This window comes from Nonomuraea sp. NPDC048826 (assembly GCF_043198225.1).
Classification (GTDB): Bacteria; Actinomycetota; Actinomycetes; order Streptosporangiales; family Streptosporangiaceae; genus Nonomuraea.
The window spans coordinates 766,845-790,561 of the sequence record NZ_JBICUQ010000004.1 but is presented as its reverse complement, the minus strand read 5'-3'; the positions used below and the strand labels follow the sequence as shown (position 1 = coordinate 790,561).

The window sequence follows — 23,717 nt, the reverse complement described above, 5'->3', positions numbered from 1 at the left end:
CGACGCCGAACCAAACCGCCGGTGGCGTAGTCGATCAGAGAAACCCTTTTTCGACGGCGGACCGTCGTCCGAGCGAAAGGTGATCCTGATTGGAATCGGCATCTTCGCCCGACATGCTCTTCATTCTCGGATCGGCGAACCTGGCGTTCGGCGTCTGGACCCTGCGCCGGGCACAGCGGTTCCGTGACCGGGGGATCCGGGTGTCCGGCCTGGTCACCGGCCTGGAGAGGAGCAGCGACCCCGACAGCAACGCGTGCTATCCCGTTTTCCGCTTCACGACCCGCGACGGCCGGGAAGTCGAGATCACCTCGCGTTACGGCGAGAGCAAGCCTCCTCGACCGGGCGATCACGTCACGGTTCTCTACGACCCCGAGAAAGAGCGGAACGCGCGCATCGACACCGGCGGTCAGGACGGTTCCACGATAGGGATGTGGGTCGTGGGCATAGGCCTCTTCCTCATCACCCTCGGCGTCCTCACCACCTTCAGGATCGTCTGATGTCGACGCTGGTACTGGTCCATGGTTTCTGGCACGGCGCCTGGTGCTGGAGCGAAGTCATCCCCCACGTGGTGGCCCGCGGCCGCCCGGCCGTCGCGGTGGACATGGCGGGGCACGGGCTGTACGCCCGCCGCCCTCGATGGTTCACCGAGCAGCCGTACGACCCAGAGGCGGTCGGCGCCGAGGTCTCGCCCGTGGCGGACGTGACCCTCGACGACGCGGCCGGCCTGCTGACCGCGCAGCTCAGGCGGATCGGCGGCGGCGAGCCGGTCACCGTGGTCGCCCACAGCGCGGCCGGTCCCGTCCTGACGCGAACGGCCCAGCAGACACCCGAACTGGTGGCACACGCCGTGTACCTCACCGCCTACATGCCGGCGTCCGGCGTGTCCGCGGCGGCGTACACGCGGCTGCCCGAGGCCGCCGACGACCGCGTCGCGCCGCTGTTACGGGGTGACCCCGCCCGGACAGGCGCGCTGCGGCTCGACTTCGCCACCGACGACCCGGCCTACCGGCAGGGGCTCCGCGCGGCCTTCTATGGTGACGTGGACCCGGACCTCGCCGACGCCGCCACCGGCCTGCTGACACCCGACGGCCCGATCGGCATCATGGCGGGCACCACCGCCCTGACCCGCGACGGCTGGGGATCGGTGCCGCGCTCGTACATCGTCTGCACGCGGGACATGGCCATCCGGCCGGGCCTGCAGGCGAGGTTCGTCGCGGACGCCGACGCGGCGTACCCGGACAACCCGACCTCCGTCGTCACCCTCGACGCCTCCCACTCGCCTTTCCTCTCCAAGCCCGGAGCGCTGGCCGACATCCTCGTCCCGCTCGGCTGAACCAGACTGCGACGGCCTGGGGCCGTCGCGCCGGACGGGGTCGGGTCTCCTGAGGCGCGATGCGCAGGGCGCGGGCTTCGGCCTGCGCCGCCACCCGGTCCTACAACAGGTCACTCCCCGTGCCTGCCGTCCCCCGACGCGTCCGTACTGCTCGCTTGATCCGTCACACCAACGCGCACGCCTGGCGGTAGAAGGCGATCTGGTCGGCGACCACGCGGTCGCGGAAGGTGAGGTCGGTGTAGAAGGTGAAGTGGGTGCCGGGATAGACGCGCAGCTCGCCGCGCGGGGCGCGGTCGGCCAGCTCCCGGCTGCTCTCCAGCGGTGTCTCCCGGTCCTCGGCGGCGACGCAGACCAGCAGCGGGGAGGCCAGGCGGGCCGCGGACTCGGCAGGGTGGTAGCGCATCATCCGCAGCAGCCCCCGGGGTGCGACGCTGTTGCGCCACGACGTCCGGTGCTCTCCGCCGGTCAGGGTCCGGATGTGCTGGTCGGCCTCGGGGGTCGCGGTCACGGCCAGCTCTCCCGGGCGTCCCACCATCGGGATGTAGTACGGCCGCAGGCCCAGCTTGCCCCGCAGCGCGTCCCAGCAGATCGCGCCCAGCACCCTCAGCGTCTCAGCGGTCGAGCGCCCCTCGACCTTCTTCGGGAACCCGTTGAACGGGATCTGCGCGACCACGGCCGCGATGCGGGGATCGTCCGCGGCCACCGTGATCACATGGGCGCCGCCCAGCGAGTTGCCCCACAACAGAACCTTGCCGGGGTCGACCCGCTCGTGCCCCCGGACGAATTCCACGGCGGCGCGCACGTCGGTGAGCTGGCCGCGGATGTCGGGAACCTGGCGCGGCTCGCCGTCGCTCTCGCCGAAACCGCGGTAGTCGAAGACCAGCGCGGCGAACCCCGCGGCGGCGAAGCGCTCGCCGTAGTCGAAGAGCCGGTCCATCGTCCCGCTGAAGCCGTGGCAGAGCACCACGCACGGCACCGGACCCGAACCGGCGGGCAGGTAGAGGTAGCCGGCGCACCGGATGCCGTCAGCGGTGAAGGACACCTTGGATCGCATACGGATCTCCCCGCGGCCGTAGACTGACTTCCGGTAAGCACACTAGCGAATGAACTGACCGTTGGTAAGTGAGACTCCTTGACTTCCGAACGGATCCTGGAGGCGGCGCGCATCCTGTTCGCCGCCCGCGGCTACCGGGCGACCTCCATGCAGGCCATCGCCGACGAGGTGGGCATCACCAAGGCCGCCCTCTACTACCACTTCGACTCCAAGGAGGAGATCCTCCGCCGGATCACGGTGCCGTTGCTGGACGAGCTGGAGGCGGTGCTGTCCGCGGCCGAGTCCAGCGGGAGCGCCGAGGAGGTCCGGTGGCGGGCGATCGAGGGTTACGTCGACGTGCACCTGCGGCACCGGCACACGCTCACCATGCTGGTCAGGGACATGACGCTGCTGGTGCAGGCACCGATCGCCGACCGCTTCCGTGCCGCCATCGCGCTGGCCAACGAGCTGGTGGCCGGGCCTTCCCGGGGGATCGAGGAGCGGGTGCGGGCCTGTCAGGTGGTGGCGGGGCTGGCCGATCCCGTGCTGCTGTTCCGCGACGAACCGCCCGAACGGCTGCGCCGGCTGATCCTGGACGGCGCCAGGGCGCTGCTGGACGCGCCGCCCGCGTCCGTGCCCGGAGCCGAGGTGCGCGGGCGGGCGCGGGGGCGGAACGGCGGGCGGCGCGCCCTCCTCGGCGAGGAGCAGGTCGCGCAGGCGCGTTCGCTGTACGCCGAGGGGTGTGGGGCCGGGGAGATCGCCGCCCGGTTCGGCGTCTCCAGGGCGACGGTCTATCGCTATCTCAAAATCTCCAGTAGTGAGACTCGATTTTGAGACTGAGACGTACGGGTCAGTAAGAGGCGCGCATCAGCTCCGCCGCCCAGTCCGGCTGCACCGTCTCGCCCTGCGGGCCGAACCCCGTCCTGCGTCACGTAAACATCCGACAACGTGGAGTGATGGGCTGCCGAAGTCCGGGCCCCGACCTCCAGCTGACGGGCGGCTTTCCGCAATCTCCCTATCATTGAGCCATGAACGATAGGCTCCCGAAACCGGTCGGCCGCGATGGGTGGCGCGTCTCGCACGACGAGCGTGAAGCGGTGGTGGAACGGCTGAACACGGCGGCGGCCGATGGCCGGATCGACCTCAGCGAGCTGGACACCCGGCTGGAGCTGGCGTTGAACGCCAAGACGTACGCCGATCTGGCACCCCTCACCGCCGATCTGCCGCCGGAGGTCCCGGTGCATCAGGAGCCGCTGGTCCTCAAGGGTGGCATGCACGGCGTGACCCGTTCGGGGCGCTGGGACGTGCCGGGGCGCATCGTCGTGTACGGCGGCATGGGCGCCGTCAAGATCGACTTCACCGAGACCGAATGCCGGCTGCCCGAGATCCGGATCGAGGCCGAAGGCCAGATGGGCGGCATCACGATCATCATCCCCGACGGCTGGGCCGCGGAGACGTCCCGCATGGAGGGCGGCCTCGGGGGCTTCAAGGACAAGACCACGCCGCAGCGCCTCCCCAGGACGCCGCTGATCCGCCTGTCCGGCACCGGCGGCGCGGGGGGAGTGGTCATCCGGCATCCCAACAGCTGGGAACGCCGGAAGCAGCGGCGCCTCCAGGGCCGCTGAGTCCGCCCTGACCGCTGATCCGCGGTCCGCCCGTCGCCGTGATGACCCCTGGACCTGGAGCTTCCCCGTACGTCCGCCGAATGTCCTCCCGCTGTCCTGGCCGCAGGCGCTCCGGCGTCGGAGCGTGGAGAGGCGGAAAGCGAAGTCCAGAGGAAAGGATCCGGCATGAGATTTCGGGGAGCCCTGGGCGTGCGGGCGTCGACAGTGGCCGCCGTCGCCGTCGGGACCATGCTGGCCATGACTCCGGCTGCGCAGGCGCACCTGGTGCGCGTCGGCGGCGATCTCGGATTCGCGCAGCTGTCGGGCGATCACCTGCAAGTGAGCGCCTGCAGGATGTACGGCGGCCCTCCTGTCTGGGCGACCGTGCGATACCGGGACGGCCGCCTTCAGCGGTACAACGGGCCCGCGGTGGCCACGAACGCCTGTTACTCCTACGGCGTCAGCGGTGAGCCGAACGGCCTCCGCTTCTGCTGGGGCAACACAGGGTCGATCAAGTGCACGGCATTCGTGCGTCCCTGACCTGAGCGGCAGGCTCACCGGGCGAGATCACACCGGTTCGACGTGCCCTGGAGAGGAAGTCCTCTCCAGGGCACAGCCGTCGGCGAGGCATGGCGGGAGTCCGGTTCGCGATCCGTCTTGACGCATGCCTATATCGGCATATGATGTCTGCGTGGCAAGAGCAGCGACGACATCGGACGTCTTCAACGCGATCGCCGAGCCGCAGCGCCGGGAGATCCTGGTTCTGCTGCGGGCGGGTGAGCTGCCGGTGACCGAATTGGCGCAGGATCTGGGGATGACCCAGCCGGGGGCGTCCAAGCACCTGCGGGTGCTCCGCGAGGTCGGGCTGGTGCGGGACCGCAAGGTGGGCAAACAGCGCTTGTATCGGCTGGACGCCCGCGGGCTGCGGCCGATCCACGAGTGGACCGGCGGGTTCGAGCGGTTCTGGAACGAGAGCTTCGACCGCCTGGACGCGTACGTACAGGACCTCAAGCAGGCAAGCCAGGAGGGTGGCGACCAATGAGCAGGACCGGACAAGGAGCGTCGGCTCGGCCCGTGACGGCCGACCGCGAGATCGTGATCTCCCGGGTCGTCGACGCCCCGCGGGAGCTGGTGTTCGAGGCGTTCACCGAGGTGCGGCACCTGTCACGGTGGTGGGGGCCGGAAGGGTTCACCACCACGACGCGCTCGTTCGAGTTCCGCGTCGGCGGGGAGTGGGACTTCGTGATGCACGGGCCGGACGGGACGGACTACCAGGAGTGGATCACCTGGACCGAGATCGTCCCGCCACGGAGAATCGCGCTGCTGCACGGCGAACACCGCGACGACCAGAACGCCTTCGAGTCGGTCCTGGCGTTCACGCCCGACGGGGCGGCGACCCGGATCGAGATGCGCACGGTGTTCCCCACCGCCGAACTGCGCGACGAAGCGGTCGAGAAATACCACGCCGTCGAGGGCGGACAGCAGACCCTGGGCAACCTCGCCGCCTACATCGCCGAGATCGTCCGGAAGGGAGCTGAGGGCTGATGGCGCGGAAGGTGTTCTTCAGCGTGTCGATGTCGCTGGACGGTTTCATCGCACCCGCGTCCGCCGGAGAACTGATGGGACGGCAGTGGATGGAACTGCAGCGGTGGGTCTTTCCGCAGCGGTTCTTCAGGGAGAACCTGAAGTTGGGCGGAGGCGGCGAGGAAGGCCGCGACAACGACATCCTGCGGGAGACGTTCGAGCGCACCGGCGCGAGCGTCATGGGCAAGCGCATGTTCGACGCCGGTGAGCAGATGTGGCCGGAGGAGGCGCCGTTCCACACGCCGGTGTTCGTCGTGACACACGAGAAGCGCGACCCCTGGGAACGGCCGGGCGGGACCACGTTCCACTTCGTCAACGACGGCATCGAGGCCGCGCTCGGCCTGGCCCGCGAGGCCGCCGGCGACCGCGACGTCCGGATCGCCGGCGGCGGCGCGACGATTCTGCAGTACGTGAACGCCGGCCTGGTCGACGAGTTCTCGATCTCGCTGTCACCCGTGTTCTTCGGCTCCGGAGTCCGTCTGTTCGAGGGCGTGGACGCGGACCGCGTGGCCCTGGATCAGGTCCGGGCGGAGACGACGCAGCGGGTGACGCACCTGACCTACGCAGTCAGAAGGCGCTGACCGGTCCCACCTCAGCGCTCCGTCGCCGGTCGCCCGACGGCTGCGCCACCGTCGTGCCGGGATCCCTCGTTCAGAGACTCCGGTCGAGCCAGTTCAGCACTCTGGCACAGGCCGCAGGTGCGCGGCGGTGCAGGTTGATCGCTCACATCGCGTCAGCCCCGTCGCGCAGGTGGTGCTTGTCCAGCCAGGCGAGCAGCGAGGCGGCGATGGCCTCGGGCTGGTCCTCGGGAGTGTGATGGCCGGCGGGCCCGTGCCTCACGATCTCCAGGGCGGACACGTGGGCGGCGCACCAGTCGATGGTCTCCTTGCCCATCATCGTGCTCGGCCCGGGTTCGAAGGCGAGCAGGAGCTTGGGCACGTCCGCGCTGCCGGCCAGCCACTCGTCGTAGGCCGTGATCCTGGCCACGACGTCGGCCGGCTCTCCCTCCAGCGGCATCGCCCGCGGCCACTGCAGCAACGGCAGCCGGCTCTGCCTGGTCGGGTAGGGACGGCGGTAGACCTCGTGGTCCTCCTCGCTCAGCCCGCCGGCGACGGTGGACGGCAGCGCCTTCTCGATGAACGCGTTCTGGTCGAGGACCATGGCCTCGCCCACACCGGGCGTACGCATGGCCTCGAACATCGGGCGGGCGCCGGCGGGGAAGTCCTCCCAGGACATCGGCCTGATGATCGTCTCGGTGAACGCGATGCCCCGGATTCGTCCGGGATGGCGGGCGGCCCAGTCGAAGGCCAGGGCGCCGCCCCAGTCGTGACCGACCAGCACGACCTGCTCGAGACCGAGCGCGTCGAACCACGCGTCGAGGTAGCGGGCGTGATCGTGGAAGGTGTACGCGACCTCGGGCTTGCCCGAGTCGCCCATGCCGATGAGGTCGGGCGCCAGGCACCGGCCGTACTGGCTGACGGCAGGCAGGATGTGCCGCCACAGGTACGACGAGGTGGGGTTGCCGTGCAGGAACACCAGCGGCGTCCCCGCCCCGGCCTCCCGGTAGAAGATCGTGGAATCGAGAACATGGGCAGTGGGCATGGCAGGCCTCTCTTCGGGGATGGCATACTAGACAGGTACCTGACCATATTAGAACTAGACAGGTGGCTGTCAATATGAGCCGAGATCCGTCCGCCAAGCGCCTGCGGCTCGCTCTCCTCCTCCGCCTCCTCCACCGCGAATACGCCCACGGCATCGAGGCGGCTCTTGAGGAAGCCGGCTTCGGCGACATCCGATCGGGCGATGCGAAGGTTTTCCCGTTCGTCCCGCCCGAGGGAATCGCGGTACGCGAACTCGCCGTCCGGGCCGGCGTACGCAAGCAGACCATGGCCCAGTCGGTCGACCAGCTCGAACGCGCCGGCTACCTGGAACGCCGCCCGAATCCCCGCGACGGCCGGTCCCGGTTGATCGTCCTCACGGAACGGGGAAGGGCGGTACGGCCGCTGGCGGCGAGCATAGGAGACAGGATCGAACAGCGGTGGGCCGAGCTGACCAGCCCCGAGGAGTTCGAAACCCTCAACGACCTCCTGCACCGCCTGCTGGACCGCATCGGCCAGGCGGATCCGGACGCGGCCGCCCGCCTGACGTCACTCGACGACAGCCATCTCGACTGACCAGGACGGGTGAGCTCGCCTGTTCGGCGAGTCCTTTCATCCTGAGCAGCGGCCTTCTTGCCGCACCTGGACCGAGCGTGTGCATCCTCCGGCACGACATCGCCGTCGATCGGCTGCCGCTGCCGGTCTCCGGGCCCGCCATGGGTTATGGTCCGCGGCATGCGCCCGATGCCGTCAGCCGAGATGGTCAGCTTGATCTCGTTCCTCGCCGTTCTGTTGATCTTCTTCAGCATCGACGTACGGTCGAGGGAGTCGACGGTCTCAGGACCGTGGCTTGCGCAGTTGTTCGGGTGGACCTCCAGGATCGGCGGGGTGGCCACGGCTCTGGCCCTCGCCCTGGGGTGGGTGGATCTCTTCCTCCCGGACGAGGGCAGCCCGATCCATGTCGCGTTCGTGGCCGTCCCCGGTTTCGTGGCGGTGCTGTGCGCGATCGCCCTGGGCCTGGAGATGCTCTGGCAGCGAGGAGATTCGCGATAGGACGCGGCTCCCATGGATCACGGCTCGGCGCCGACGACCGGGTCGAGCCTCCGGCAGGTGACCGGCGAAAGCTTCGGATGTCATCGCCGATCCTTGAGCCCGGCCGCGTTCCGCCCCGCCGGCTGTCGCGCTGAGCCGTTCAGTTCGGTGACGGCCTCGGGATGCCCGTCGTCGGCGGCGCGGTGGAACCAGCTCGCCGCGACCCCCCGCTCGTCCCTGCTGTGGTGGACGAGCCCGAGGCGGTAGGCGGCCTCGGTGTGCCCGGCTTCCGCGGCCAGCCGGTAGTAGAACATCGCGATGTGCAGGTTGCCGGGAGAGGCCTGCTCGAAGTCGCGTCCGTAGGTGTAGGCGAGGCGCGCGGCCATCTGCCGCCGTCTCGGGTGGTCGAGCAACGCGGTGGCCTCGGCGGAACCGGCTTCGTCGGCCAGCCGCAGCCAGGGGCGGGCGTCGTCGGGGTGCCCCCGTAACAAGGCGACGACGGCTAATCGCAGGCAGTCGCGGGGGTCCTGCCGGTCGCTCTGGGCCAGCAACCGCAGGCCGATCCGGCCGAAGGCTCTCAGCAGGTCCTCCCGTACCGGACGCTCCGGAACCGCGGGGGCGGCCGGCACGGGAGGGGACTCGGCGGGTCCGCCGGGCGTCTCACGCGCTGCCCGCCACAGGTGGTGCCAGGTCTTGACGTCGTCCAGGGGACGTATGTCGAGCCCGGTCCGCTCGGCGGCCGTGCGGCACGCCATCACGAAGGAATGCACCCACGGCCAGTCGGGCGCTCGTTTGCGCTTGCCGGTCAGGATGTCATGCGTGGTGCTCTCCGCCAGGTCCCTGCTGCTGTTGCGCGAGATCTTCCGTAACTCGGACAGCGTGGGAGACCCGGCCAGGGCGACCAGCTCGGTCAGTTGACCGACGAAGGCGTCCAGTGCCGTTGTGCGAGGTTTTTTCGCCATCGCTCCGAACCGAAACTGAGTGATCTTCGATGTACGCGTGGTGATGTAGCCATCTTGGCATCACCTGGTGCCAGCTTCACGGGATCGCCGGCCCGCGTTGGTTCCAGATCGGTTGCACTGATACGCGACTCAGGGCCGGACGTGTCCGGACGAGGCCGGATAGGCCCGGAGGGTGCGATTTGATCCGGGATCATCCGGATCCATCGGGAGTCATGGTGCTGCCGCGCCCACTGTGCGCATCATCAGGAGGCTCAGAGATCCCCGCTGCCACAGAATCGAAGTGAATCGTCATGGATCGAGTGTGAACAAAAACTGGGTGATCGGGCGACAAATAGGCGTTTCTCCTGACAGATAGCCATACCTGTTGAGCATGGATCGGTCGCTCCATGGTCTTGGCTCACAGACTGATGTATCGTTTTGCATCATTTTGAATCAGCAAGACCTGGGCCGACCGCCCAGCGAGATCGGGGATCGATGGAAGACCTCCCACAGGAGACGGGGAAGCCGCGGACCAAACGCCAACGGCTCGCCATGGAGCTGCGACGCTTGCGCGACCTGGCCGGCATCTCGGGCCGCGACCTCGCTGCTCGCATCGGCATCAGCCAGTCGAAGATCTCACGCATCGAGTCCGGCAACGTCATCCCGTCGTTGCCCGAGGTGACGGCCTGGGGGGAGGCGGTGGAGGCGCCGCCCGAGGCGCGGGAGATGCTCGCCGACCTGACGCAGGCGGTCTTCGTCGAGATGCACTCGTGGCGGACCGCCCTGCAACAGCAGACCCACTTGCAGGACCAGATCCGCGAGCAGGAGGACCAGGCACGGCTGATCCGCTCCTTCCAGCCGTCGCTCGTTCCGGGGCTGCTGCAGACAGCGGAGTACGCCCGCCGCGTGTTCACCCTGTTCGACCCCCCGTACGCCGTGGGCGACCTGCCCATGATCGTCGCGGCCCGGCTGCAGCGCCAGGTCGCCCTGTACGACGAGAACCGGTGCTTCGAGTTCCTGATCACCGAGGCCGCGCTGCGCTGCCGTCCCGGGCCGGTCCGGCTCCTCCTGGCGCAGCTCGACCGCATCGCGTCGGTGAGCACCTTGGAGAACGTGTCCATGGGGCTGATCCCCCTGGACACGGAATCACTCGTCTGTCCTTCGCACGGATTCACGTTGTTCGAGAGTGACGGCAGCGCCGGCGAAAGTTTCGTGGAGATAGAAGTGACGCACATGAGATTGACCGCGCGCAATCAAGAGGACGTGGCGATGTATCGGCGGCAATGGTCGCTGCTCCGCGACATGGCGATTTACGGCGACGCGGCGCGGGATTTTCTCGCGAAGCTGGGCGCGGACCTGCGCGCCGAGGCGGGCTGACCGGAATGGCCGCCCGCCCCGCTCGATCGCCGACACCGGCCCGGCGTCCCCGCCGGGGGGCGTCGCGGCCCGCGCGCCGCGACGCCCTTCCCGGGGCCGGCGTACGTCACATCAGGTGGTCGAAGTCGCCGACGAGCACCCCGCAGACGAAGACGAGCCACTCGGGGACGGTGAAGCGGAGCACCGGCCCGTCCGGGTCCTTGGAGTCCCGGATGAGGATCGCGTTGCCGCTGAGGGCGACCTCGATGCAGGTGCCGCCATTGTCACAAGCGGCGGCCTTGACCCAGCCGGGCTGCTGCGGGTTGTTTTCCCGGACCTCGTTCATTTTTTTCTCCTTTTCTTTTCGGCGGGGGCTTTGCCGCGCCCTTGAGAAAAGGATCGAATATCGCGGTGTGAAACCAGGTGAGAGATCCGGTAGGCGGTTTGTCATAGGTGCGTCATAGGAAATCCTGAGCGGAGGGGAGCGGCCGTGCGGTATCAATTGCTGAACGGTATGGAGGCGTACCGGGGCGACCGTCCGGTGCCCCTGGGGGACCGGCAGCAACGACTGTTGCTCGCCCTGCTGCTGCTCGCCGAGGGGCAGCCGGTCACCATCGAGCGGCTCATCACGAAGGTGTGGGGCGAGCCGGGCATCCGCGCGGCGCGCCGCGTCCTGTCGCACTACGCCAGCGACCTGCGCACCCGGCTGGGCAGGACCTCCTCGGGAGGCCTCGTGGTGCCCATGTACGACAACGGCTACCGGGTCGTGGTCGAGCGGGACCAGGTGGACGCCCTCCGCTTCCGAGATCGCGTCAAGTCGGCCTGGCCGCTGCTGAGGCAGGACGACGAGCAGGCCGCACGGTTGCTGCGGGACGCGCTCCAGCAGTGGGAGCCCGACGGGCCACGCCCGGGTGAGCCGCTCGCCGGCCTGCCGGGACCGGGGGCCGAGGAGGCGCGGCTCCGGCTGCTGGAGGAGTACCGCGCCGCACTGCTCGCCTGCCTGGAGGCCGAGCTGCGGCTCGGTCAGCACGCCCGGCTCGTGCCCGAGCTGCAGGACCTCGTCCACGCCTGGCCGCTGGACGAGGAGGCGGCGAGGTTGCTGATGCTGGCCCACTACCGCGTCGGCCGGGCGACCGACTCCCTCGCCGCGTACGAGGACCTGCGGCGCAGGCTGCGCGACGAGGTCGGCAACGACCCCGGCACCCGGGTCAAGGAGCTTCAGCAGCTGATCTTGCGCCAGGACCCCGTGCTCGACCCGCCACCCGGCGCTTACACCGTCGATCCCCCAGGAGGGAACATGCGATCAGCGAACGAGATCGGGAAGAACGCCGTCCGCCTTGTCACGGACGCCATCACGAGGGGCGAGGCACAGAGCGGCGTCTCCTGGACCCGTCACCCGGACGAACTGCTCGAACTCGTCAGGGCCCGCTTCGCCGGCGACCCGGAGGCGGCGGACGCGCTGGCGCGCGTCGAGGTCGACCCGGTGAACGGCGCGGCCGTCGCGGTCCTGGAGCGGGTGCTGGTCGCGCACCTCGTCCGCGACCAGGCGTTCCTGGACAGCGTGGAGCGGCTGGTCGACCAGGAGAAGCGGGCGCGCGCGGGCGGCCCCGCGATCGTCGCCGAGACCATCAAGAACGCCATGGTCTACCAGGCGCCCGTGCACATCGCCGGCGACTTCACCATCTCCTGACCACGACGGATGACCACGACGGAGGTCAGTAGCGCATGAGCCAGAAGACCGACGAGCCCCCGGTGGAGGAAGGCGCCTCCGGCGACGAGGGGGCGCACGCGGCCGCCGACCAGCGTCCACAGCCGGATCAGCAGAACAAGGACGACACCACGCCGCTGAGCGCCGAGGACGCGCTGAACGCGCTGCGCCACGGCGGCGAGGACGACCCGGAACGCGCGGAGGCGGCGCAGGCGGCCGCCATCGCGGCCCGCGTCATGGAGCGGCTGAACGGAGATCCGCTAGGCATGCGGATCAACACGTTGGCCCTGTTCAACGGCCGTGTGGACGTGGCCGGCGGGATGTCCGTCGGCGGGGGCGGACAGCGCGCGGGACAGACGACCACGAAGATCAGCGCCAGGGGACTCGTCCGGTGGACCAAGGGCTATCTCCCCGCGCCCGGCTTCGACGAAGCGCTGCGCGTCCTCGTCGAGCACCGGTTGCTGATCCTCGCCCTCCCGCCCGGCGGACGACGCACCACGGGCATGAATCTGCTGGCGCGAGCGGTGGAGAGGCATCCGGCCGGCGCGTGCCACATGGTGCTGGACCCGTCCGTGGTGAAGGAGGCGCAGTGGGCGTCCGAGACGGACACCGGCTACCTGCTCGTCCTGGACGACGCGACCACCACTCTTGATCCGGCGCTCCTCGACGAGCAGTGGATCGACGACACGACGGACCGCCTCCAGGAGCGGAAGAGCTACCTCGTCGTGGTGACCGGCCCGCCGAGGGGCGCGCTGGTGCAGGCCGGGCGTTTCGAGCAGGTCATGACGACGCTCGGCCGGCCTGACCTCATACGCCTGATCGAGCGGCAGCTCCACGAGGACGAGCCCACGCCCGAGGAGTCGGCGGAGCTGCGGCGACGGCTCGCCGACGCGGGCGCGCTGGAACTCCTGCGCGAGGACCCACGCCCGCGGACCGCGGTGCGCCTGGCCGCCGTGATCAGGGAGGGCAAGGACCTTGCGAGCGCCGTCAGGGACCTGCGCGATCCCACGGCACAGGTCCACGCGTGGTTCAGCCGGCACCGCGAGCCGGAGAGCACGAGCTTCGCGCTGGCGGCGGCGGTGCTGGAGGACGCCACCTACCTCACGGTGTCCGACGCCGCCACCGCCCTGCACGAGCGGCTGGCCCCGCCCGCAGAGGCGCCGGCCGACCTGCGATTCCGTGAGCGTCTGGAGTCGGACCATCCGTGGCTGGAGGTGTCGCTCGGCTCGGGAACGGTCGCCGGCGACGTGGCGCCCCGCGTCCGCTACCGCAACCCGCTGGTCAGGCAGGCCGTGCTGGGGTACGCCTGGACTTCGCTCGACGGCCGGCGCCTGGCGCTGCTCGGCTGGATCCGGAAGCTCGTCACCCATCCCGACATCGACGTGCGGGCTCGCGCCTCGGTGGCGGCAGGCGTGCTCGCCTGGAGCGACTACGATCATGCCGTCCACCGCTACCTGCGGCAATGGGCCGAGGACGGGTCGCTCGTGCTGAGGCAGAGCGCGGCCACCGCGCTCGACGTCGCCGGTGGCCACCCGGATCTCACCGAGGCCGTGTGGCAGTTGCTGGAAGGCTGGGTGACGGAGGCGGACACCGTCGCCCAGCGGCGGCGGGGGCTGACCGCCGCCATGACGCTGAGCGGCAGGCTGGGCGCCGCCCGTCCGGATCGCGCCGCCCGCGCGCTGCGCATGCTGCTGAACCGGAAGGAAGAGGACTGGGGCACTCTGCTGCCGGTCGGCGTGAGCCTGTTCCACTTGATCGAGCAGGGGCACGCGAGCGACGTGCTCGAGGCACTGCTGGACTGGTCGCAGGCGCAGGACGGCTCGACGGAGGTCGCCAAGGCCCTGTCGGCCTTCGTCTTCGTGGCCGGGCTCCCGGCGAGCGGGACGGCGGCCGCGCTCGCTGGGCCGGGAGAGCGCACGTCCTCGTGCCCGCTGCTGATCGCCGAGGCCGAGAGCCACCTGGCGCCGCTGACCGAGCTCTGGTCCCGCGCGCTGTCCCGCAGGCCGGTGCAGGAGCAGGCGCTGCAGACCCTGCGCGACTACCTGGACAAGCACGTCGGCCACGACCGGACGGCCAACCGCAACGCGCGGCTCATCGTGCTGGCCGTGGCCGGGCGTTCCGGCAGGCATCGAGAACGGCTGCTGTACCACCTCGACGAATGGGCCAGGGCGGCCGGTCGTCGAGACCACCCCGCCGCGCAGATCCACGCGGCGCTCGACCGATCACGCGAGTACACGACCGGAAGGACCTGATCGTGGAGGCCTACACCTACAACCCGATTCTCAAGAGGTCCGGCCTGCCGCTGGTCCTGCCGCGCAAGCCGCTGCGGCCGCCCGCTCCGGGAACGGCGCTGGTCCTGGCGCCGCGCAAGGGCGACCTGCTGACGATCCGGCACGGCGAGTCCGTCCCGGACGCCTGGTACGGCACCTACCGTCACTCCTACCTGGTCGACATGCGAGAGCACCGGCTGGTCCTGCACCTGCCGTTGCTCAGCAGGGACCCCGCCTTCGGCTTCTCCAGCCTGGTCCGGCTGAACTGCCGGGTGGCCGAGCCCGACGAGGTCGTCTCCCGCGGCATCGAGGACGTCGGCAGCGCCCTGCGTCTGCCGTTGCAGAGCATGTTGCGCCGGGTCTCGCGCGGCTACGACATCGGTGACCTGCACCGGGCCGAGGACGCGCTGACCGAGTCGATGCGGGACTTCGCCGGCGACTCCGCGCTCCGGCTGCGCAACATCACCATCGAGCTCGTGGTCGACACCGACGAGATCCTGGCGAGCGGCCGGGCGTACCGCGAGATCGAGCGCGAGACCCGGCTGATGGAGATGCGCAGGCAGCGGCACCTGCGCATGCTCCGCGAGGACGGGGCCGAGGGCCTGATCGCGGAGATCATGGAACGGGAGGGGCCGCGGGCGGCGTACGACCTGATCGCCGGGGCCGAACGTGAAGAACGCCAGGAGCTGCTGGCCGCCTGGAACAAGGTCATCTCACAGGCGGGCACGGAGCTCGAGCCATGGGAGCTCCTCCAGGCCGAGCGGGCGTTGCGGGACCGGGTCACCGGTGGATCCACGGCACCGTTCGGCGGGATCCGCTCGGGGAGGTTGCGGGGCGCGCTCTCCACCGGCCCCGTCGCGGAGACCGGCCATGAGCCGGACGACACCCCAGAAGAGCAGGACCCGGCGCAGAACGGCTCGCACCGCCCCAGCCGCGTCCGCGGCATCAAGCTGTCGAAGATCGACGACGTGAACGGGTGACCCGGTAGGTGACCGAGGTGAAGGTGCACGGGACCCGCCTGTCCGATCCGCCAGGGGCGGGTGTCGTGTGGCACTGCGTGGTCCCGCGCGTGCTGGCCATCGGCGTGTGGACCGAACGGAGCGAAGGACGGGGTGAGGACGCCCCGCCGCTGTTCACGCACCTGATGCCGGACGGCGAAGGGATGCTGGGCGTCTTCGACGGGCTGGGCGGAGCCGGGGCGGGCGCTTCGTGCGAGCTGCCCGACGGCACGCGCAGGAGCGGGGCCTGGGTGGCGGCCCGGCTGGTCAGGGCCGGCGTGGAGGAGTGGTTCGGCGACCGCTCCGGGGCCCGGACCCCGGTCCGTACGCCGGACTCGCTGCGCGAGCACCTGACCGGGCTGCTGACCGGAGTGCCCGCGCCGCCCCGCGGAAAGATCGTCAGCCGGATGCGACGGTGGTTGCCCACCACCATGGCCGTTTCGTGCTACCGGCTGGACGGGGAGGAGGCCGAGTGCCGGACGCTCTGGGCCGGCGACTCACGGGCGTACGCGCTGAGCCCTGGACGCGGGCTGCAGGCGCTGACCCGGGACCACACGGAGGAGACGGACGGCCTGCGGCAACTCACGCAGGACCCGCCGATGACCAACATGATCTCCGCCGACCAGGAGTTCGTCATCGACTCGCACACGCTGCGGCTGCCGTTGCCGTGCGTGCTGATCTGCGCCACCGATGGCTTCTTCGGCTATGTCGAGACGCCCGCGCACTTCGAGTGCCATCTGCTGAGCACGCTGCAGGCGGCGCACGACGAACTCGACTGGGCCGAGCGGCTGGCCCGCCTGGTGTCGGGCTACACCGGTGACGACGCCTCGCTCAGCCTCGCGGCACTGGGGTACGCCGACTTCGCCCGGCTCCGGACGGACTTCGCCGGCCGGGCGCTGGAGACCGGGACGCGCTACCGCGCGGCAGGAGACCCCACGGAGCCGGAGTGGCGGTCACGCGCGTGGGACGACTATCGGCCGGCGTACGAGCGGCTCATGCCGCCCCTGAAGGAGCAGCCCGTCAAGGAGCGGATGTGAAGGCGGGCAAGTACGTCAAGGACTACCGGATCATCAGTGAGCCGACCAACAGCGGCGGAGGGAAGTGTGTCTGGGCCTTCGCCGAGCGAGGGCGGCAGCAGTATTTCATCAAGCGCTTCCTGGACCCGAAACGGCCCAAACCCGGCTCCTCCGCGAGCGCGGCCAGCGTCCGGCTGCGCACGGAGGCGTGCGAGGAGTTCGAGCGGCGGCACCGGGCCATCATGGACCGGCTGCCCTGGGACGCTCCCGGCGGCGGCAACCTGGTCCTGGCGCTCGACTTCTTCCTGGACGGCGTCACGTACTACAAGGTGACCGAACGCGTCCACGCGAACCCTCCGCCCCGGCCGCAGGCGCTCGGCACGGAGGAGAAGGCCGTGCTGCTGCGCACGCTCGGGCTCAGCGTGCGGCTGCTGCACCGCATCGGCGTGGTGCACGGAGACCTGAAGCCCGGCAACGTCCTCCTCACCAAGAGGGGACAGGCCGCGTTCTACACGGCCAAACTCATCGACTTCGACGACGCCTACTTCTCCGGCCTGCCGCCCGCGCGGGAGGACATCACGGGCGACTCGGTGTACGCGGCCCCGGAGTGGCGCCGCTACGTGCAGGAGGACCCCGGCACACGGCCGGAGCAGCTCACGACGAAGACCGACGTCTTCGCACTGGGCCTGATGGCGCACTACTACCTGACCGGCTCCCTGCCCGGATTCGACGACCGGTTCGGCACGCCCGCGGACGCCGCGCTGGCCGGCGGGCGGCTGCGCTTCGACGACCGGCTGACCGAGCCCATGCGGGCCCTCCTCGACGCGATGACGTCCAGGGCGCCGATGGCCCGGCCGGGGATGACCACTTTTCTCCAGGTGCTCAAGGAACCCGGGGTGTGCGAATTGCGCCCCAGGTACGCGACGTCGCCGGGCTCCCGAGTCCGCATCACCGTACGAACCAAGGAGGACCAGCCATGAACAACGACGACGGATACCAGGGCAACCTGCGGTACGCGGTGGACATCGTCCTCTGCGTCGACGTGACCGAGAGCATGGCTCCGGTCCTCGACAGGGTGAAGCAGAGCGCCCTCACCTTCCACGACCGGCTGAGTCAGGTCATGGGGCGCAAGGGCAAGGAGATCAGCCAGCTCCGGATCAAGCTCGTCGCCTTCCGGGACTTCGGCGACTTCGCCGAGGACGCCATCGAGCAGACCGAGTTCCTGACGTTCCCCGGCGAGGCGACGGAGTTCGACCAGTTCGTCCGGAAGCTGCGCGCGACCGGCGGCGGCGACGTCCCCGAGTCCGGGCTGGAGGCGCTCGCGCTGGCGATCGGCTCGCCGTGGGAGAAGGGGCTGGACCGGCGCCGTCACGTCATCGTCATGTTCACTGACGCGCCGGCGCATCCGCTGCGGTCGCCGCAGGCGGTCGCCGCGCACACCTATCCCCAGCACCTTCCCCGGGACATGGACGAGCTCTTCGAGCAGTGGGGATACACCAAGAGCCAGTCGTCGGTCATGGACAACGGCGCCAAGCGCCTCGTGCTCTTCGCGCCCGATGCCTATCCCTGGACCGACATCACCGAAGAGTGGAACATGACTCTGCACTTCCCCTCCAAAGCCGGAGACGGGCTGGAGGAGTTCGAACTCGACGAGATCATCGACACGATCGCGAACAGCCTGTGAGCGGTGCCGGCCCGAACTGGCGGTGCTCGCTGTGCGACGTGTGGAACGACCCCGCGGACGCCACTTGCCAGGGGTGCGACACCGGGCGTGCGGCCGGGCACGCCACCGGGCCTGATCCCTGGCTCGGCAACGGGCACGCCGAACCCGACCCGGGACATGACGCAGGGCACCGCTTCGTCCCTCCGGAGCCGAGCGCGATCTTCTTCCCATCCCCGCCGCCGCCCCCATCCCCGCCCCCGCCCCCGCTGCTCCTGCCGGGCCCGCCTCCGCCGGGCCCTGTCCGGCCGTGGCCACCGGTCCGCCCGCCGCTGCCACCGCCGTACCATGCCCCCAGGTCGTCCGGTTCGATCGAGGGCTGCATGGTCACTCTGGTCGTCGTCGTGGGGCTGTTCCTTCTCCTCTACATGGCCGTGGCGCTGATCTACGCGATCAACCGGGCGGCCGATCAGCGGTACGGCACCATGTCCTCGTACCGGACGGAGATCGTCCTCACGGACCACTACGTGAGAGCGTCCTCGTCCACCAGGGGTCCCATCCTGGAGGTACACGTCCCGCTCTGACCCAGGAACCCGCGAAGTGCCGCTTCCAGCTGGCAAGTCGGCAGTTCGCTTCGGTGAAGTGGGTGGGAGTCGCGAGACGGGAACCGATCGCATCGCCGGGCGGCCGTACAGTGAAGAGATGACCGTCGCGCCTGCTCATCAGAGGTCCGCGGCTCTGGCACCGTTCGTGGCGACATTGACCGCCTACGAGCTCGGCCCAGGCTTGGTCGGCGTTCATCGCGGGCTGCCCTCGTCCACGATATCGATCACGATCCCGGAGTCGGACTCGGTGGAGATCGCGTGGCCTGGGCGGCACGGCTGCTCGCCGAAACGGTTCCGGGCCGTCGTCGCCGGGCTTCACCTGGACGCGGCCGAGCTGAGGCAGGTGGGCGGCACTCGCGGCGTGTGGTTGAGACTGAGTCCGCTGGGTGCCGGTGCGCTGCTGGGAATCCCGGCGTCGGCCGTGGCCGGGCACGTCGCCGATCTCGCCGACGTGGCCCCGGCGATGGCGTACCTGCCGGAGCAGCTTGCGGCCTGCCAGTCCTGGCCGCAACGCCGAGCCCTCGTCGAAGGCGCCCTGATCGCCGGACGGGCCCGGCATGAGGAAAGTCCGGGCGGTCACCTGCGCGCCACGCTGGCCGCGCTGTCAGGGACCAGCCGGGTGCAGGAGGCGGCTCGGCTTCTCGGGTGCTCCCGGCGTCACCTGAGCGGCAGGATCAGCGCCGCGTTGGGGGTGACGCCGAAGGAGTACCAACGCCTGCTGCGGTTCGAGGCCACGCGTGGCAGGCTCGTGGCCGGCGCTCGTGCCGGGACCCTCAGCCTGGCGGCAGTGGCCGCGGCGTCGGGATTCGCCGACCAGGCGCACCTCACCCGGGAATGGCGGGCTATGGCCGGGTGCACGCCGACCGAGTGGCTACGCGCCGAAGGTCTGGCATGGGGCGTTCCCAAATCTTCAAGACTCCTGCCTCCGTCAGGCCCGACGATCGGTGCATGACGCCAAACACTCATCTCTCTCCCCGTCTCATCGTGCCTGACCCGGACCGGGCGTCGGCGTTCTACCAGGTTGCCCTCGGCGCCGAGCAGGTGTTCAGTGCGCCAGGGAGCGGGGACGATGGCCGGCCCAGCGTCATTGAGCACCGCGTCGGCGGGTCGTCCTTCCGCATCTCGCCGGCCGTCTCATCGTGGGGATGGCTGTCACCCGATGATCTCGGCGGATCCGCGGTCCTCCTCGAGGTCGAGGTCGACGATCCGGACGCGGTCGGCGAACGCATGATCGCCCACGGCGCCGCAGTGGTTGTGCCGATCGAGAACCGGCCCTACGGCAAGCGGTCAGGACGCATCCGTGACCCGTTCGGCCACCTGTGGATCATCACCGGCGAGCTACGCTGAGCCAGAATCGGCTGAACCCGAGCCCGCCGCGCACTTGTCGCGTTGGCGAACCACTACGAGCGCGGCATGCGTGAGGTCGGTCGGCGCGGGCAAGACCGCGGGGAGTGGCCGCCGCACTCGCCTTCGCCCGGCGAAGGGCATTGATCGTGACGACCGGGACGGGGCATCCGCGGGATCATCGCGGTGGCGGGCCAGGTGCTCTACACCTTGCCGAGGCATACGCGTGACGGTGGTGCTCGACAGCGACAACGGCACTTGAGTACAGCCGATGCGGGGGAGGAGATGAGCAGCGGGGGTTCGCAGCATGCCCGGGGAGAGGCGGCCGGTGGTTTTGACGGAGATGTTGCCGCCTCGTGCCCATCGTCGTGCGGCTGGTTCGTCGGACAGGAGTGGAAGGGGCTGGTGCTGGTTGCCGGCGGGGACGCGAAGATGATCGAACGCCGAGTGCTGCATGGCGGATGCGGGCGTCCGTTCGGATGCTCGTCATGCCCCGAAGCGCTGGATCTTTCCCGCCATCAGCATCGAACAAGCACGCCTCACCCTGATCGGTGAACCAGCCCGCTCTCCCACGCCCAGGCGGCGATGCCGACTCGGTTGGAGGCGGCATGTTCCTGCAGGAGCCGCTGGTCGCGCCAGGCAGGCTGGGAGCTGATGTGGCCGACGTGCTCGGGATCGGGGTCGGACACTGGCCCGCCTGATCGGCTGGACCGACATCACCGCCGCCACCGGCCACTACCGCAGCCACCCTACCGACGGCCTTCAGCTACTCGGTTTCACAACATGAGAACGCTTCTTTGGCCCTGCGGGGCTAGCCACGTCTTTCCGCGAGCCGTTGATGAAAGGGAGCATAGTCGTGGTCGGGGAAGAGTTCCGGGAACACATCCAGCATCGCCTCCATGGCTTCCGCCGCTGCCAGGAAGTCGATGTCCCCTAGGGAAACGTCGGTGTAGAGGTGTTGCCAGCCGTAGACACCTTTGGTCACCAGCAGCGCATCGAGGTACTCGTCGTAACCCAGATTCAGCTTGAACGCGCCGTGCGGCCCGTCGCAATACCAGACCTCCGGTGACGACATCCAGGGAGAGATGCGCAGGCCGGCCAGGGTGCCGCCACCGCCGCGCGGGTGCTCGTCGAAGACGCGAAGTTCCGAGTAGACGCGGCGCTCCTCCTCCGGAGTGTCATCAGTGGCACGTTCGGCTCCGACCGTGAGCATGGCGGCACCGATATGGCGGATCGAGAACTCGCCCGCCAGGTACAGGCCGGGGCGCTCTATGGCCCAGTGGCTGGACAGTCCCTCGAAGCGAAGGAAGGTGCGATGCAAGGTCGGATCCAGATGAACGCCTTCCTCGTCGGCGATGAGCTCGAAGGTCTCCGAGGCGTCCCCGATCATTTCCTCGATCGGCCCCCGCTCCTCGTAGAGGATCTTCGCTTCGGAGCAGTTGGTCAGTTCGTCGAGCATGGCGAGATAGCGCGCTTCGTAGTCGAGTCACTCCGACATGAAACCTCCGGCCATCGCCGTTTCCTGGGAACATCCGCGACCAAGATCGCAGCGTATAGTCGGCCCTCCATGAGGGCGAACCCCTCAGTTGGGCAATCAGCGATCATCGGGCGTCGCGTTGTCGCCTCCGCGCGGGTGTCTCGGCTCCGCGTTCCGGTCCCACTCACGCGTCTCACCAGCCGAGAACGCTTCGCCCCTGCTGTCCGGAAGGACAGCTGGGATACAGCTACAGCTCGTCTCTATGCAGGTCATTCGCCAGCAGGTCTGTCTTCCCTGACTGGCCATCTCTGACGGTCCGACGCTCCGCTCACCCCATCCGGTCCGCGGATCGACTGCTACAGCAAGTGCTTCGGATGCCTGAGCGGGGACCCGCACGATTCATGCCACGGAGATGGCCAGGACGCCGAGCAGGACGATGCCGATGCCGATCTGCTGCCGGCGCTGGAGTCGTTCCTTCAAGACGATCCGGGCGAGCGTGATGGTCACGACTGTGTGCAGCGAGGCCAGAACGGCCGCGACGCCCACCTGGCCGAGAATCGAGGCGAAGGCGTACTGGGCGTCAGCTGCGACGATGAGGACGCCGATCGCGGCCAGCACAGGAAGATCGCTCCGCCGGACGGTGACGCGGTGACGCTTGATGAGCAGCACAGAGACGATCATGAGTACAGTCGTGAGACGGGCGGTCAGCAGGGCCCAGCCCGTGTCGGCCTGACCGGCGTTGTGCATCGTGAGGAAGAAGGCGCCGAAGCCGAGCGCCGCCAGCAGGCCGTACAGGATGCTCGCCAGCGGCCGGGCCCCTGCCTCGGTGGCCGGGCCGCGTGAGGTGATGATCAGTCCGAGTACGGCGAACGCGAGACCGGCGAACTGGAACGGCCCAGGGACTTGACCTGCCGTCAGCCCGGCAAGCAGGGGGATGGCGGGTGCTGCGGCTGCGACCGGGGCGACGATGCTCATCGTGCCGACCGCAAGGCCGCGGTAGAGAGCAGCTATGCCTGCTGTTTCGCCCAGGCCGGCGATGGCGGCCTGGACGAGGAAGGCGGGGTCCGGTGGGCTTGCGCCGCGTATGGCCATGACGGTCGCGAGCAGGATGAGAGCGGCAGCCTGCGAGACGAGCAGGACGGACAGCAGAGGGAGGGAACGGCTCTTCAGTCCCCCCAGGAAGTCGGACGCCCCCCAGCCGAGCGCGGCGCCAAGGGCCAATGCGATGGCGATCACGGGTCGTCCCGGTCAACGCGGCTCGGTGTGATCAAGGATCGCGGCGATGATCATGTCCCAGTGGTACCGGGGGAAGACCTCATGCCCGGTCCGTTCCATGGCGATGAATCGGGCGCCGGGAATCTCCGCGGCCAGGGCGCGACCGTGATCCAGGGGGAGGAAGGGGTCGTCGGCGCCGTGCAGCACGAGCGTCGGGGCTTTGATGTCGCCGAGCCGGTGCCGCCAGGGCTTGCCGGCGTCCAGGAGGAACGGGTTGGTCAGCTGGGCGGCGATGTCGATCGTGCGGTCAGCGACACGCCCGGCCAGCTGTCGTACGGCGAGCTCGTCGAAATGTCCTGGAGCAGCGAAGGGGCGTTCGGCTTCGACGAGATAGTCGATGACGGCTTGGCGGTCCTGCCAGTCCGGCTCCGCGGGTTCGGTCGCGTACAGAGCCTGCAGCTCAGCCGTCATGCCCGGTAGGCCGTCGTGCTGGTGGCCGGGGCCGCCAGGGGTTGAGGATGCGAGGGTGAGCGTGGCCACACGCTCGGCGTGGTCGAGTGCGACGAGCTGGGCGATCGCGGCGCCTTGTGACATGCCGACCAGATGTGCGCGGTCGAAGCCGAGTGCCTCGATGAGGGCCGCGGTGTCGGTGACCATGTCGCGCAGGTCGTGGGGCGGAGCGCCGGCGGGGGAGTGGGTCGAGCGTCCGGCGTCTCGGCTGTCGAAGCGGATGACGTGGCGTCGGCCGGCCGCCAGCCGCTGGACGAACTCGTCCTCCCAGTTGAGCATGCTGTGGCCGCCGCCGTGAATCAGCACGATGGCGGGGTCGGCCGGGACGCCGAAGGCTTCGGTGGCCAGTTCGACCCCGTTGACGTTGAGGGTGCGTTCCATTGCAGCCACCTTCCGGATAGGTTCGTTACATGTAACGTAGAAGCTAGCACGA

Annotated in this window: 27 protein-coding genes; 20 read left to right on the top strand and 7 right to left on the bottom strand. The window is 69.5% G+C overall.

Features of this window, described 5'->3' with window-relative positions; all coding sequences use genetic code 11:
• The first annotated feature begins 113 nt into the window (after positions 1 to 113).
• Positions 114 to 497 carry a DUF3592 domain-containing protein gene (locus ACGFI7_RS18235; RefSeq protein ID WP_393405626.1) on the top strand — a complete coding sequence of 128 codons (384 nt, stop codon included), beginning with the start codon at positions 114 to 116 and terminating at the stop codon, positions 495 to 497.
• Complete coding sequence (locus tag ACGFI7_RS18230) at positions 497 to 1,333, top strand: alpha/beta fold hydrolase (protein WP_393405624.1); 837 nt, start codon at positions 497 to 499, stop codon at positions 1,331 to 1,333. Before ACGFI7_RS18235 ends, ACGFI7_RS18230 begins: the two co-directional genes overlap by 1 nt.
• Before the next feature lie 163 nt (positions 1,334 to 1,496).
• On the opposite strand, the gene ACGFI7_RS18225 is transcribed toward ACGFI7_RS18230, so the two are convergent.
• Complete coding sequence (locus ACGFI7_RS18225; RefSeq protein ID WP_393405622.1) at positions 1,497 to 2,387, bottom strand: alpha/beta hydrolase; 891 nt, start codon at positions 2,385 to 2,387, stop codon at positions 1,497 to 1,499.
• A gap of 78 nt (positions 2,388 to 2,465) precedes the next feature.
• Between ACGFI7_RS18225 and ACGFI7_RS18220 the strand changes: the two genes are divergently transcribed.
• The 6 genes from ACGFI7_RS18220 to ACGFI7_RS18195 all read left to right on the top strand — a co-directional run bounded on the left by ACGFI7_RS18220 (position 2,466) and on the right by ACGFI7_RS18195 (position 6,135).
• Entirely contained in the window at positions 2,466 to 3,200 is a 735-nt protein-coding gene (locus tag ACGFI7_RS18220; protein WP_393405620.1) for a TetR family transcriptional regulator, read from the top strand.
• A 194-nt stretch (positions 3,201 to 3,394) separates the two neighbouring features.
• Positions 3,395 to 3,991, top strand: a complete 597-nt coding sequence (locus tag ACGFI7_RS18215) for a DUF1707 domain-containing protein (RefSeq protein ID WP_393405618.1) — start codon at positions 3,395 to 3,397, stop codon at positions 3,989 to 3,991.
• Positions 3,992 to 4,156: 165 nt separating this feature from the next.
• On the top strand, positions 4,157 to 4,510 hold the full coding sequence (locus tag ACGFI7_RS18210) for a hypothetical protein (protein WP_393405616.1): 354 nt from the start codon (positions 4,157 to 4,159) through the stop codon (positions 4,508 to 4,510).
• Between the two features lie 151 nt (positions 4,511 to 4,661).
• Positions 4,662 to 5,012, top strand: a complete 351-nt coding sequence (locus tag ACGFI7_RS18205) for an ArsR/SmtB family transcription factor (protein ID WP_393405614.1) — start codon at positions 4,662 to 4,664, stop codon at positions 5,010 to 5,012.
• 32 nt (positions 5,013 to 5,044) lie between these two features.
• Entirely contained in the window at positions 5,045 to 5,515 is a 471-nt protein-coding gene (locus ACGFI7_RS18200; protein ID WP_393405612.1) for an SRPBCC family protein, read from the top strand.
• The gene (locus tag ACGFI7_RS18195; RefSeq protein ID WP_393405610.1) at positions 5,515 to 6,135 is read left to right on the top strand and encodes a dihydrofolate reductase family protein; all 621 of its coding nucleotides are present in this window, start codon (positions 5,515 to 5,517) and stop codon (positions 6,133 to 6,135) included. The genes ACGFI7_RS18200 and ACGFI7_RS18195 overlap by 1 nt, the downstream gene beginning before the upstream one ends.
• A 142-nt stretch (positions 6,136 to 6,277) precedes the next feature.
• Here ACGFI7_RS18195 and ACGFI7_RS18190 read toward each other — a convergent pair whose 3' ends face one another.
• On the bottom strand, positions 6,278 to 7,156 hold the full coding sequence (locus ACGFI7_RS18190) for a haloalkane dehalogenase (protein ID WP_393405608.1): 879 nt from the start codon (positions 7,154 to 7,156) through the stop codon (positions 6,278 to 6,280).
• Between the two features lie 74 nt (positions 7,157 to 7,230).
• Between ACGFI7_RS18190 and ACGFI7_RS18185 the strand changes: the two genes are divergently transcribed.
• Both ACGFI7_RS18185 and ACGFI7_RS18180 read left to right on the top strand, forming a co-directional pair.
• Positions 7,231 to 7,728 (top strand): MarR family winged helix-turn-helix transcriptional regulator, encoded by a 498-nt coding sequence (locus tag ACGFI7_RS18185; RefSeq protein WP_393405606.1) that lies wholly within the window; start codon positions 7,231 to 7,233, stop codon positions 7,726 to 7,728.
• Between the two features lie 159 nt (positions 7,729 to 7,887).
• Entirely contained in the window at positions 7,888 to 8,205 is a 318-nt protein-coding gene (locus ACGFI7_RS18180; RefSeq protein WP_393405604.1) for a hypothetical protein, read from the top strand.
• A gap of 80 nt (positions 8,206 to 8,285) precedes the next feature.
• Here the strand turns inward: ACGFI7_RS18180 and ACGFI7_RS18175 are convergent, their stop codons facing one another.
• A complete protein-coding gene (locus ACGFI7_RS18175) occupies positions 8,286 to 9,146 on the bottom strand; it encodes a tetratricopeptide repeat protein (RefSeq protein WP_393405602.1) in 861 nt (286 codons plus the stop codon).
• Between the two features lie 531 nt (positions 9,147 to 9,677).
• Here ACGFI7_RS18175 and ACGFI7_RS18170 point away from each other — a divergent pair.
• A complete protein-coding gene (locus tag ACGFI7_RS18170) occupies positions 9,678 to 10,502 on the top strand; it encodes a helix-turn-helix domain-containing protein (protein ID WP_393405600.1) in 825 nt (274 codons plus the stop codon).
• A 106-nt stretch (positions 10,503 to 10,608) separates the two neighbouring features.
• Here ACGFI7_RS18170 and ACGFI7_RS18165 read toward each other — a convergent pair whose 3' ends face one another.
• Entirely contained in the window at positions 10,609 to 10,827 is a 219-nt protein-coding gene (locus ACGFI7_RS18165) for a DUF397 domain-containing protein (RefSeq protein WP_393405598.1), read from the bottom strand.
• Positions 10,828 to 10,971: 144 nt separating this feature from the next.
• Between ACGFI7_RS18165 and ACGFI7_RS18160 the strand changes: the two genes are divergently transcribed.
• From ACGFI7_RS18160 to ACGFI7_RS18120, 9 genes are all read left to right on the top strand, one after another.
• Complete coding sequence (locus ACGFI7_RS18160; RefSeq protein ID WP_393405596.1) at positions 10,972 to 12,171, top strand: BTAD domain-containing putative transcriptional regulator; 1,200 nt, start codon at positions 10,972 to 10,974, stop codon at positions 12,169 to 12,171.
• Between the two features lie 35 nt (positions 12,172 to 12,206).
• The gene (locus ACGFI7_RS18155; protein WP_393405594.1) at positions 12,207 to 14,441 is read left to right on the top strand and encodes a hypothetical protein; all 2,235 of its coding nucleotides are present in this window, start codon (positions 12,207 to 12,209) and stop codon (positions 14,439 to 14,441) included.
• 2 nt (positions 14,442 to 14,443) lie between these two features.
• On the top strand, positions 14,444 to 15,439 hold the full coding sequence (locus ACGFI7_RS18150; RefSeq protein ID WP_393405592.1) for a hypothetical protein: 996 nt from the start codon (positions 14,444 to 14,446) through the stop codon (positions 15,437 to 15,439).
• A gap of 8 nt (positions 15,440 to 15,447) precedes the next feature.
• Positions 15,448 to 16,494 (top strand): hypothetical protein, encoded by a 1,047-nt coding sequence (locus ACGFI7_RS18145; protein WP_393405590.1) that lies wholly within the window; start codon positions 15,448 to 15,450, stop codon positions 16,492 to 16,494.
• The gene (locus ACGFI7_RS18140) at positions 16,491 to 17,453 is read left to right on the top strand and encodes a lipopolysaccharide kinase InaA family protein (protein ID WP_393405588.1); all 963 of its coding nucleotides are present in this window, start codon (positions 16,491 to 16,493) and stop codon (positions 17,451 to 17,453) included. The genes ACGFI7_RS18145 and ACGFI7_RS18140 overlap by 4 nt, the downstream gene beginning before the upstream one ends.
• Positions 17,450 to 18,157: a vWA domain-containing protein gene (locus tag ACGFI7_RS18135; RefSeq protein ID WP_393405586.1), complete on the top strand. Its 708-nt coding sequence runs from the start codon at positions 17,450 to 17,452 to the stop codon at positions 18,155 to 18,157. Before ACGFI7_RS18140 ends, ACGFI7_RS18135 begins: the two co-directional genes overlap by 4 nt.
• Before the next feature lie 359 nt (positions 18,158 to 18,516).
• Complete coding sequence (locus ACGFI7_RS18130) at positions 18,517 to 18,717, top strand: hypothetical protein (protein WP_393405584.1); 201 nt, start codon at positions 18,517 to 18,519, stop codon at positions 18,715 to 18,717.
• Between the two features lie 118 nt (positions 18,718 to 18,835).
• Positions 18,836 to 19,690 (top strand): helix-turn-helix domain-containing protein, encoded by an 855-nt coding sequence (locus ACGFI7_RS18125; RefSeq protein WP_393405582.1) that lies wholly within the window; start codon positions 18,836 to 18,838, stop codon positions 19,688 to 19,690.
• Positions 19,687 to 20,085 (top strand): VOC family protein, encoded by a 399-nt coding sequence (locus ACGFI7_RS18120; RefSeq protein ID WP_393405580.1) that lies wholly within the window; start codon positions 19,687 to 19,689, stop codon positions 20,083 to 20,085. The genes ACGFI7_RS18125 and ACGFI7_RS18120 overlap by 4 nt, the downstream gene beginning before the upstream one ends.
• 808 nt (positions 20,086 to 20,893) lie before the next feature.
• Here ACGFI7_RS18120 and ACGFI7_RS18115 read toward each other — a convergent pair.
• The 3 genes from ACGFI7_RS18115 to ACGFI7_RS18105 form a co-directional block, all read right to left on the bottom strand.
• Complete coding sequence (locus ACGFI7_RS18115) at positions 20,894 to 21,541, bottom strand: hypothetical protein (protein ID WP_393405579.1); 648 nt, start codon at positions 21,539 to 21,541, stop codon at positions 20,894 to 20,896.
• Between the two features lie 417 nt (positions 21,542 to 21,958).
• On the bottom strand, positions 21,959 to 22,795 hold the full coding sequence (locus ACGFI7_RS18110) for an EamA family transporter (protein ID WP_393405577.1): 837 nt from the start codon (positions 22,793 to 22,795) through the stop codon (positions 21,959 to 21,961).
• Positions 22,796 to 22,807: 12 nt separating this feature from the next.
• Positions 22,808 to 23,665: an alpha/beta fold hydrolase gene (locus tag ACGFI7_RS18105; protein ID WP_393405575.1), complete on the bottom strand. Its 858-nt coding sequence runs from the start codon at positions 23,663 to 23,665 to the stop codon at positions 22,808 to 22,810.
• Between the last annotated feature and the right edge of the window lie 52 nt (positions 23,666 to 23,717).

Excerpts from the sequence above, each read along its gene's own strand:
- ACGFI7_RS18235 (WP_393405626.1), top strand. The coding sequence starts at position 114 with ATGCTCTTCATTCTCGGATCGGCGAACCTGGCGTTCGGCGTCTGGACC.
- ACGFI7_RS18230 (WP_393405624.1), top strand. The coding sequence starts at position 497 with ATGTCGACGCTGGTACTGGTCCATGGTTTCTGGCACGGCGCCTGGTGC.
- ACGFI7_RS18225 (WP_393405622.1), bottom strand. The coding sequence starts at position 2,387 with ATGCGATCCAAGGTGTCCTTCACCGCTGACGGCATCCGGTGCGCCGGC.
- ACGFI7_RS18215 (WP_393405618.1), top strand. The coding sequence starts at position 3,395 with ATGAACGATAGGCTCCCGAAACCGGTCGGCCGCGATGGGTGGCGCGTC.
- ACGFI7_RS18210 (WP_393405616.1), top strand. The coding sequence starts at position 4,157 with ATGAGATTTCGGGGAGCCCTGGGCGTGCGGGCGTCGACAGTGGCCGCC.
- ACGFI7_RS18195 (WP_393405610.1), top strand. The coding sequence starts at position 5,515 with ATGGCGCGGAAGGTGTTCTTCAGCGTGTCGATGTCGCTGGACGGTTTC.
- ACGFI7_RS18190 (WP_393405608.1), bottom strand. The coding sequence starts at position 7,156 with ATGCCCACTGCCCATGTTCTCGATTCCACGATCTTCTACCGGGAGGCC.
- ACGFI7_RS18185 (WP_393405606.1), top strand. The coding sequence starts at position 7,231 with ATGAGCCGAGATCCGTCCGCCAAGCGCCTGCGGCTCGCTCTCCTCCTC.
- ACGFI7_RS18180 (WP_393405604.1), top strand. The coding sequence starts at position 7,888 with ATGCGCCCGATGCCGTCAGCCGAGATGGTCAGCTTGATCTCGTTCCTC.
- ACGFI7_RS18175 (WP_393405602.1), bottom strand. The coding sequence starts at position 9,146 with ATGGCGAAAAAACCTCGCACAACGGCACTGGACGCCTTCGTCGGTCAA.
- ACGFI7_RS18170 (WP_393405600.1), top strand. The coding sequence starts at position 9,678 with ATGGAGCTGCGACGCTTGCGCGACCTGGCCGGCATCTCGGGCCGCGAC.
- ACGFI7_RS18165 (WP_393405598.1), bottom strand. The coding sequence starts at position 10,827 with ATGAACGAGGTCCGGGAAAACAACCCGCAGCAGCCCGGCTGGGTCAAG.
- ACGFI7_RS18155 (WP_393405594.1), top strand. The coding sequence starts at position 12,207 with ATGAGCCAGAAGACCGACGAGCCCCCGGTGGAGGAAGGCGCCTCCGGC.
- ACGFI7_RS18135 (WP_393405586.1), top strand. The coding sequence starts at position 17,450 with ATGAACAACGACGACGGATACCAGGGCAACCTGCGGTACGCGGTGGAC.
- ACGFI7_RS18130 (WP_393405584.1), top strand. The coding sequence starts at position 18,517 with ATGGTCACTCTGGTCGTCGTCGTGGGGCTGTTCCTTCTCCTCTACATG.
- ACGFI7_RS18125 (WP_393405582.1), top strand. The coding sequence starts at position 18,836 with ATGACCGTCGCGCCTGCTCATCAGAGGTCCGCGGCTCTGGCACCGTTC.
- ACGFI7_RS18120 (WP_393405580.1), top strand. The coding sequence starts at position 19,687 with ATGACGCCAAACACTCATCTCTCTCCCCGTCTCATCGTGCCTGACCCG.
- ACGFI7_RS18115 (WP_393405579.1), bottom strand. The coding sequence starts at position 21,541 with ATGCTCGACGAACTGACCAACTGCTCCGAAGCGAAGATCCTCTACGAG.
- ACGFI7_RS18105 (WP_393405575.1), bottom strand. The coding sequence starts at position 23,665 with ATGGAACGCACCCTCAACGTCAACGGGGTCGAACTGGCCACCGAAGCC.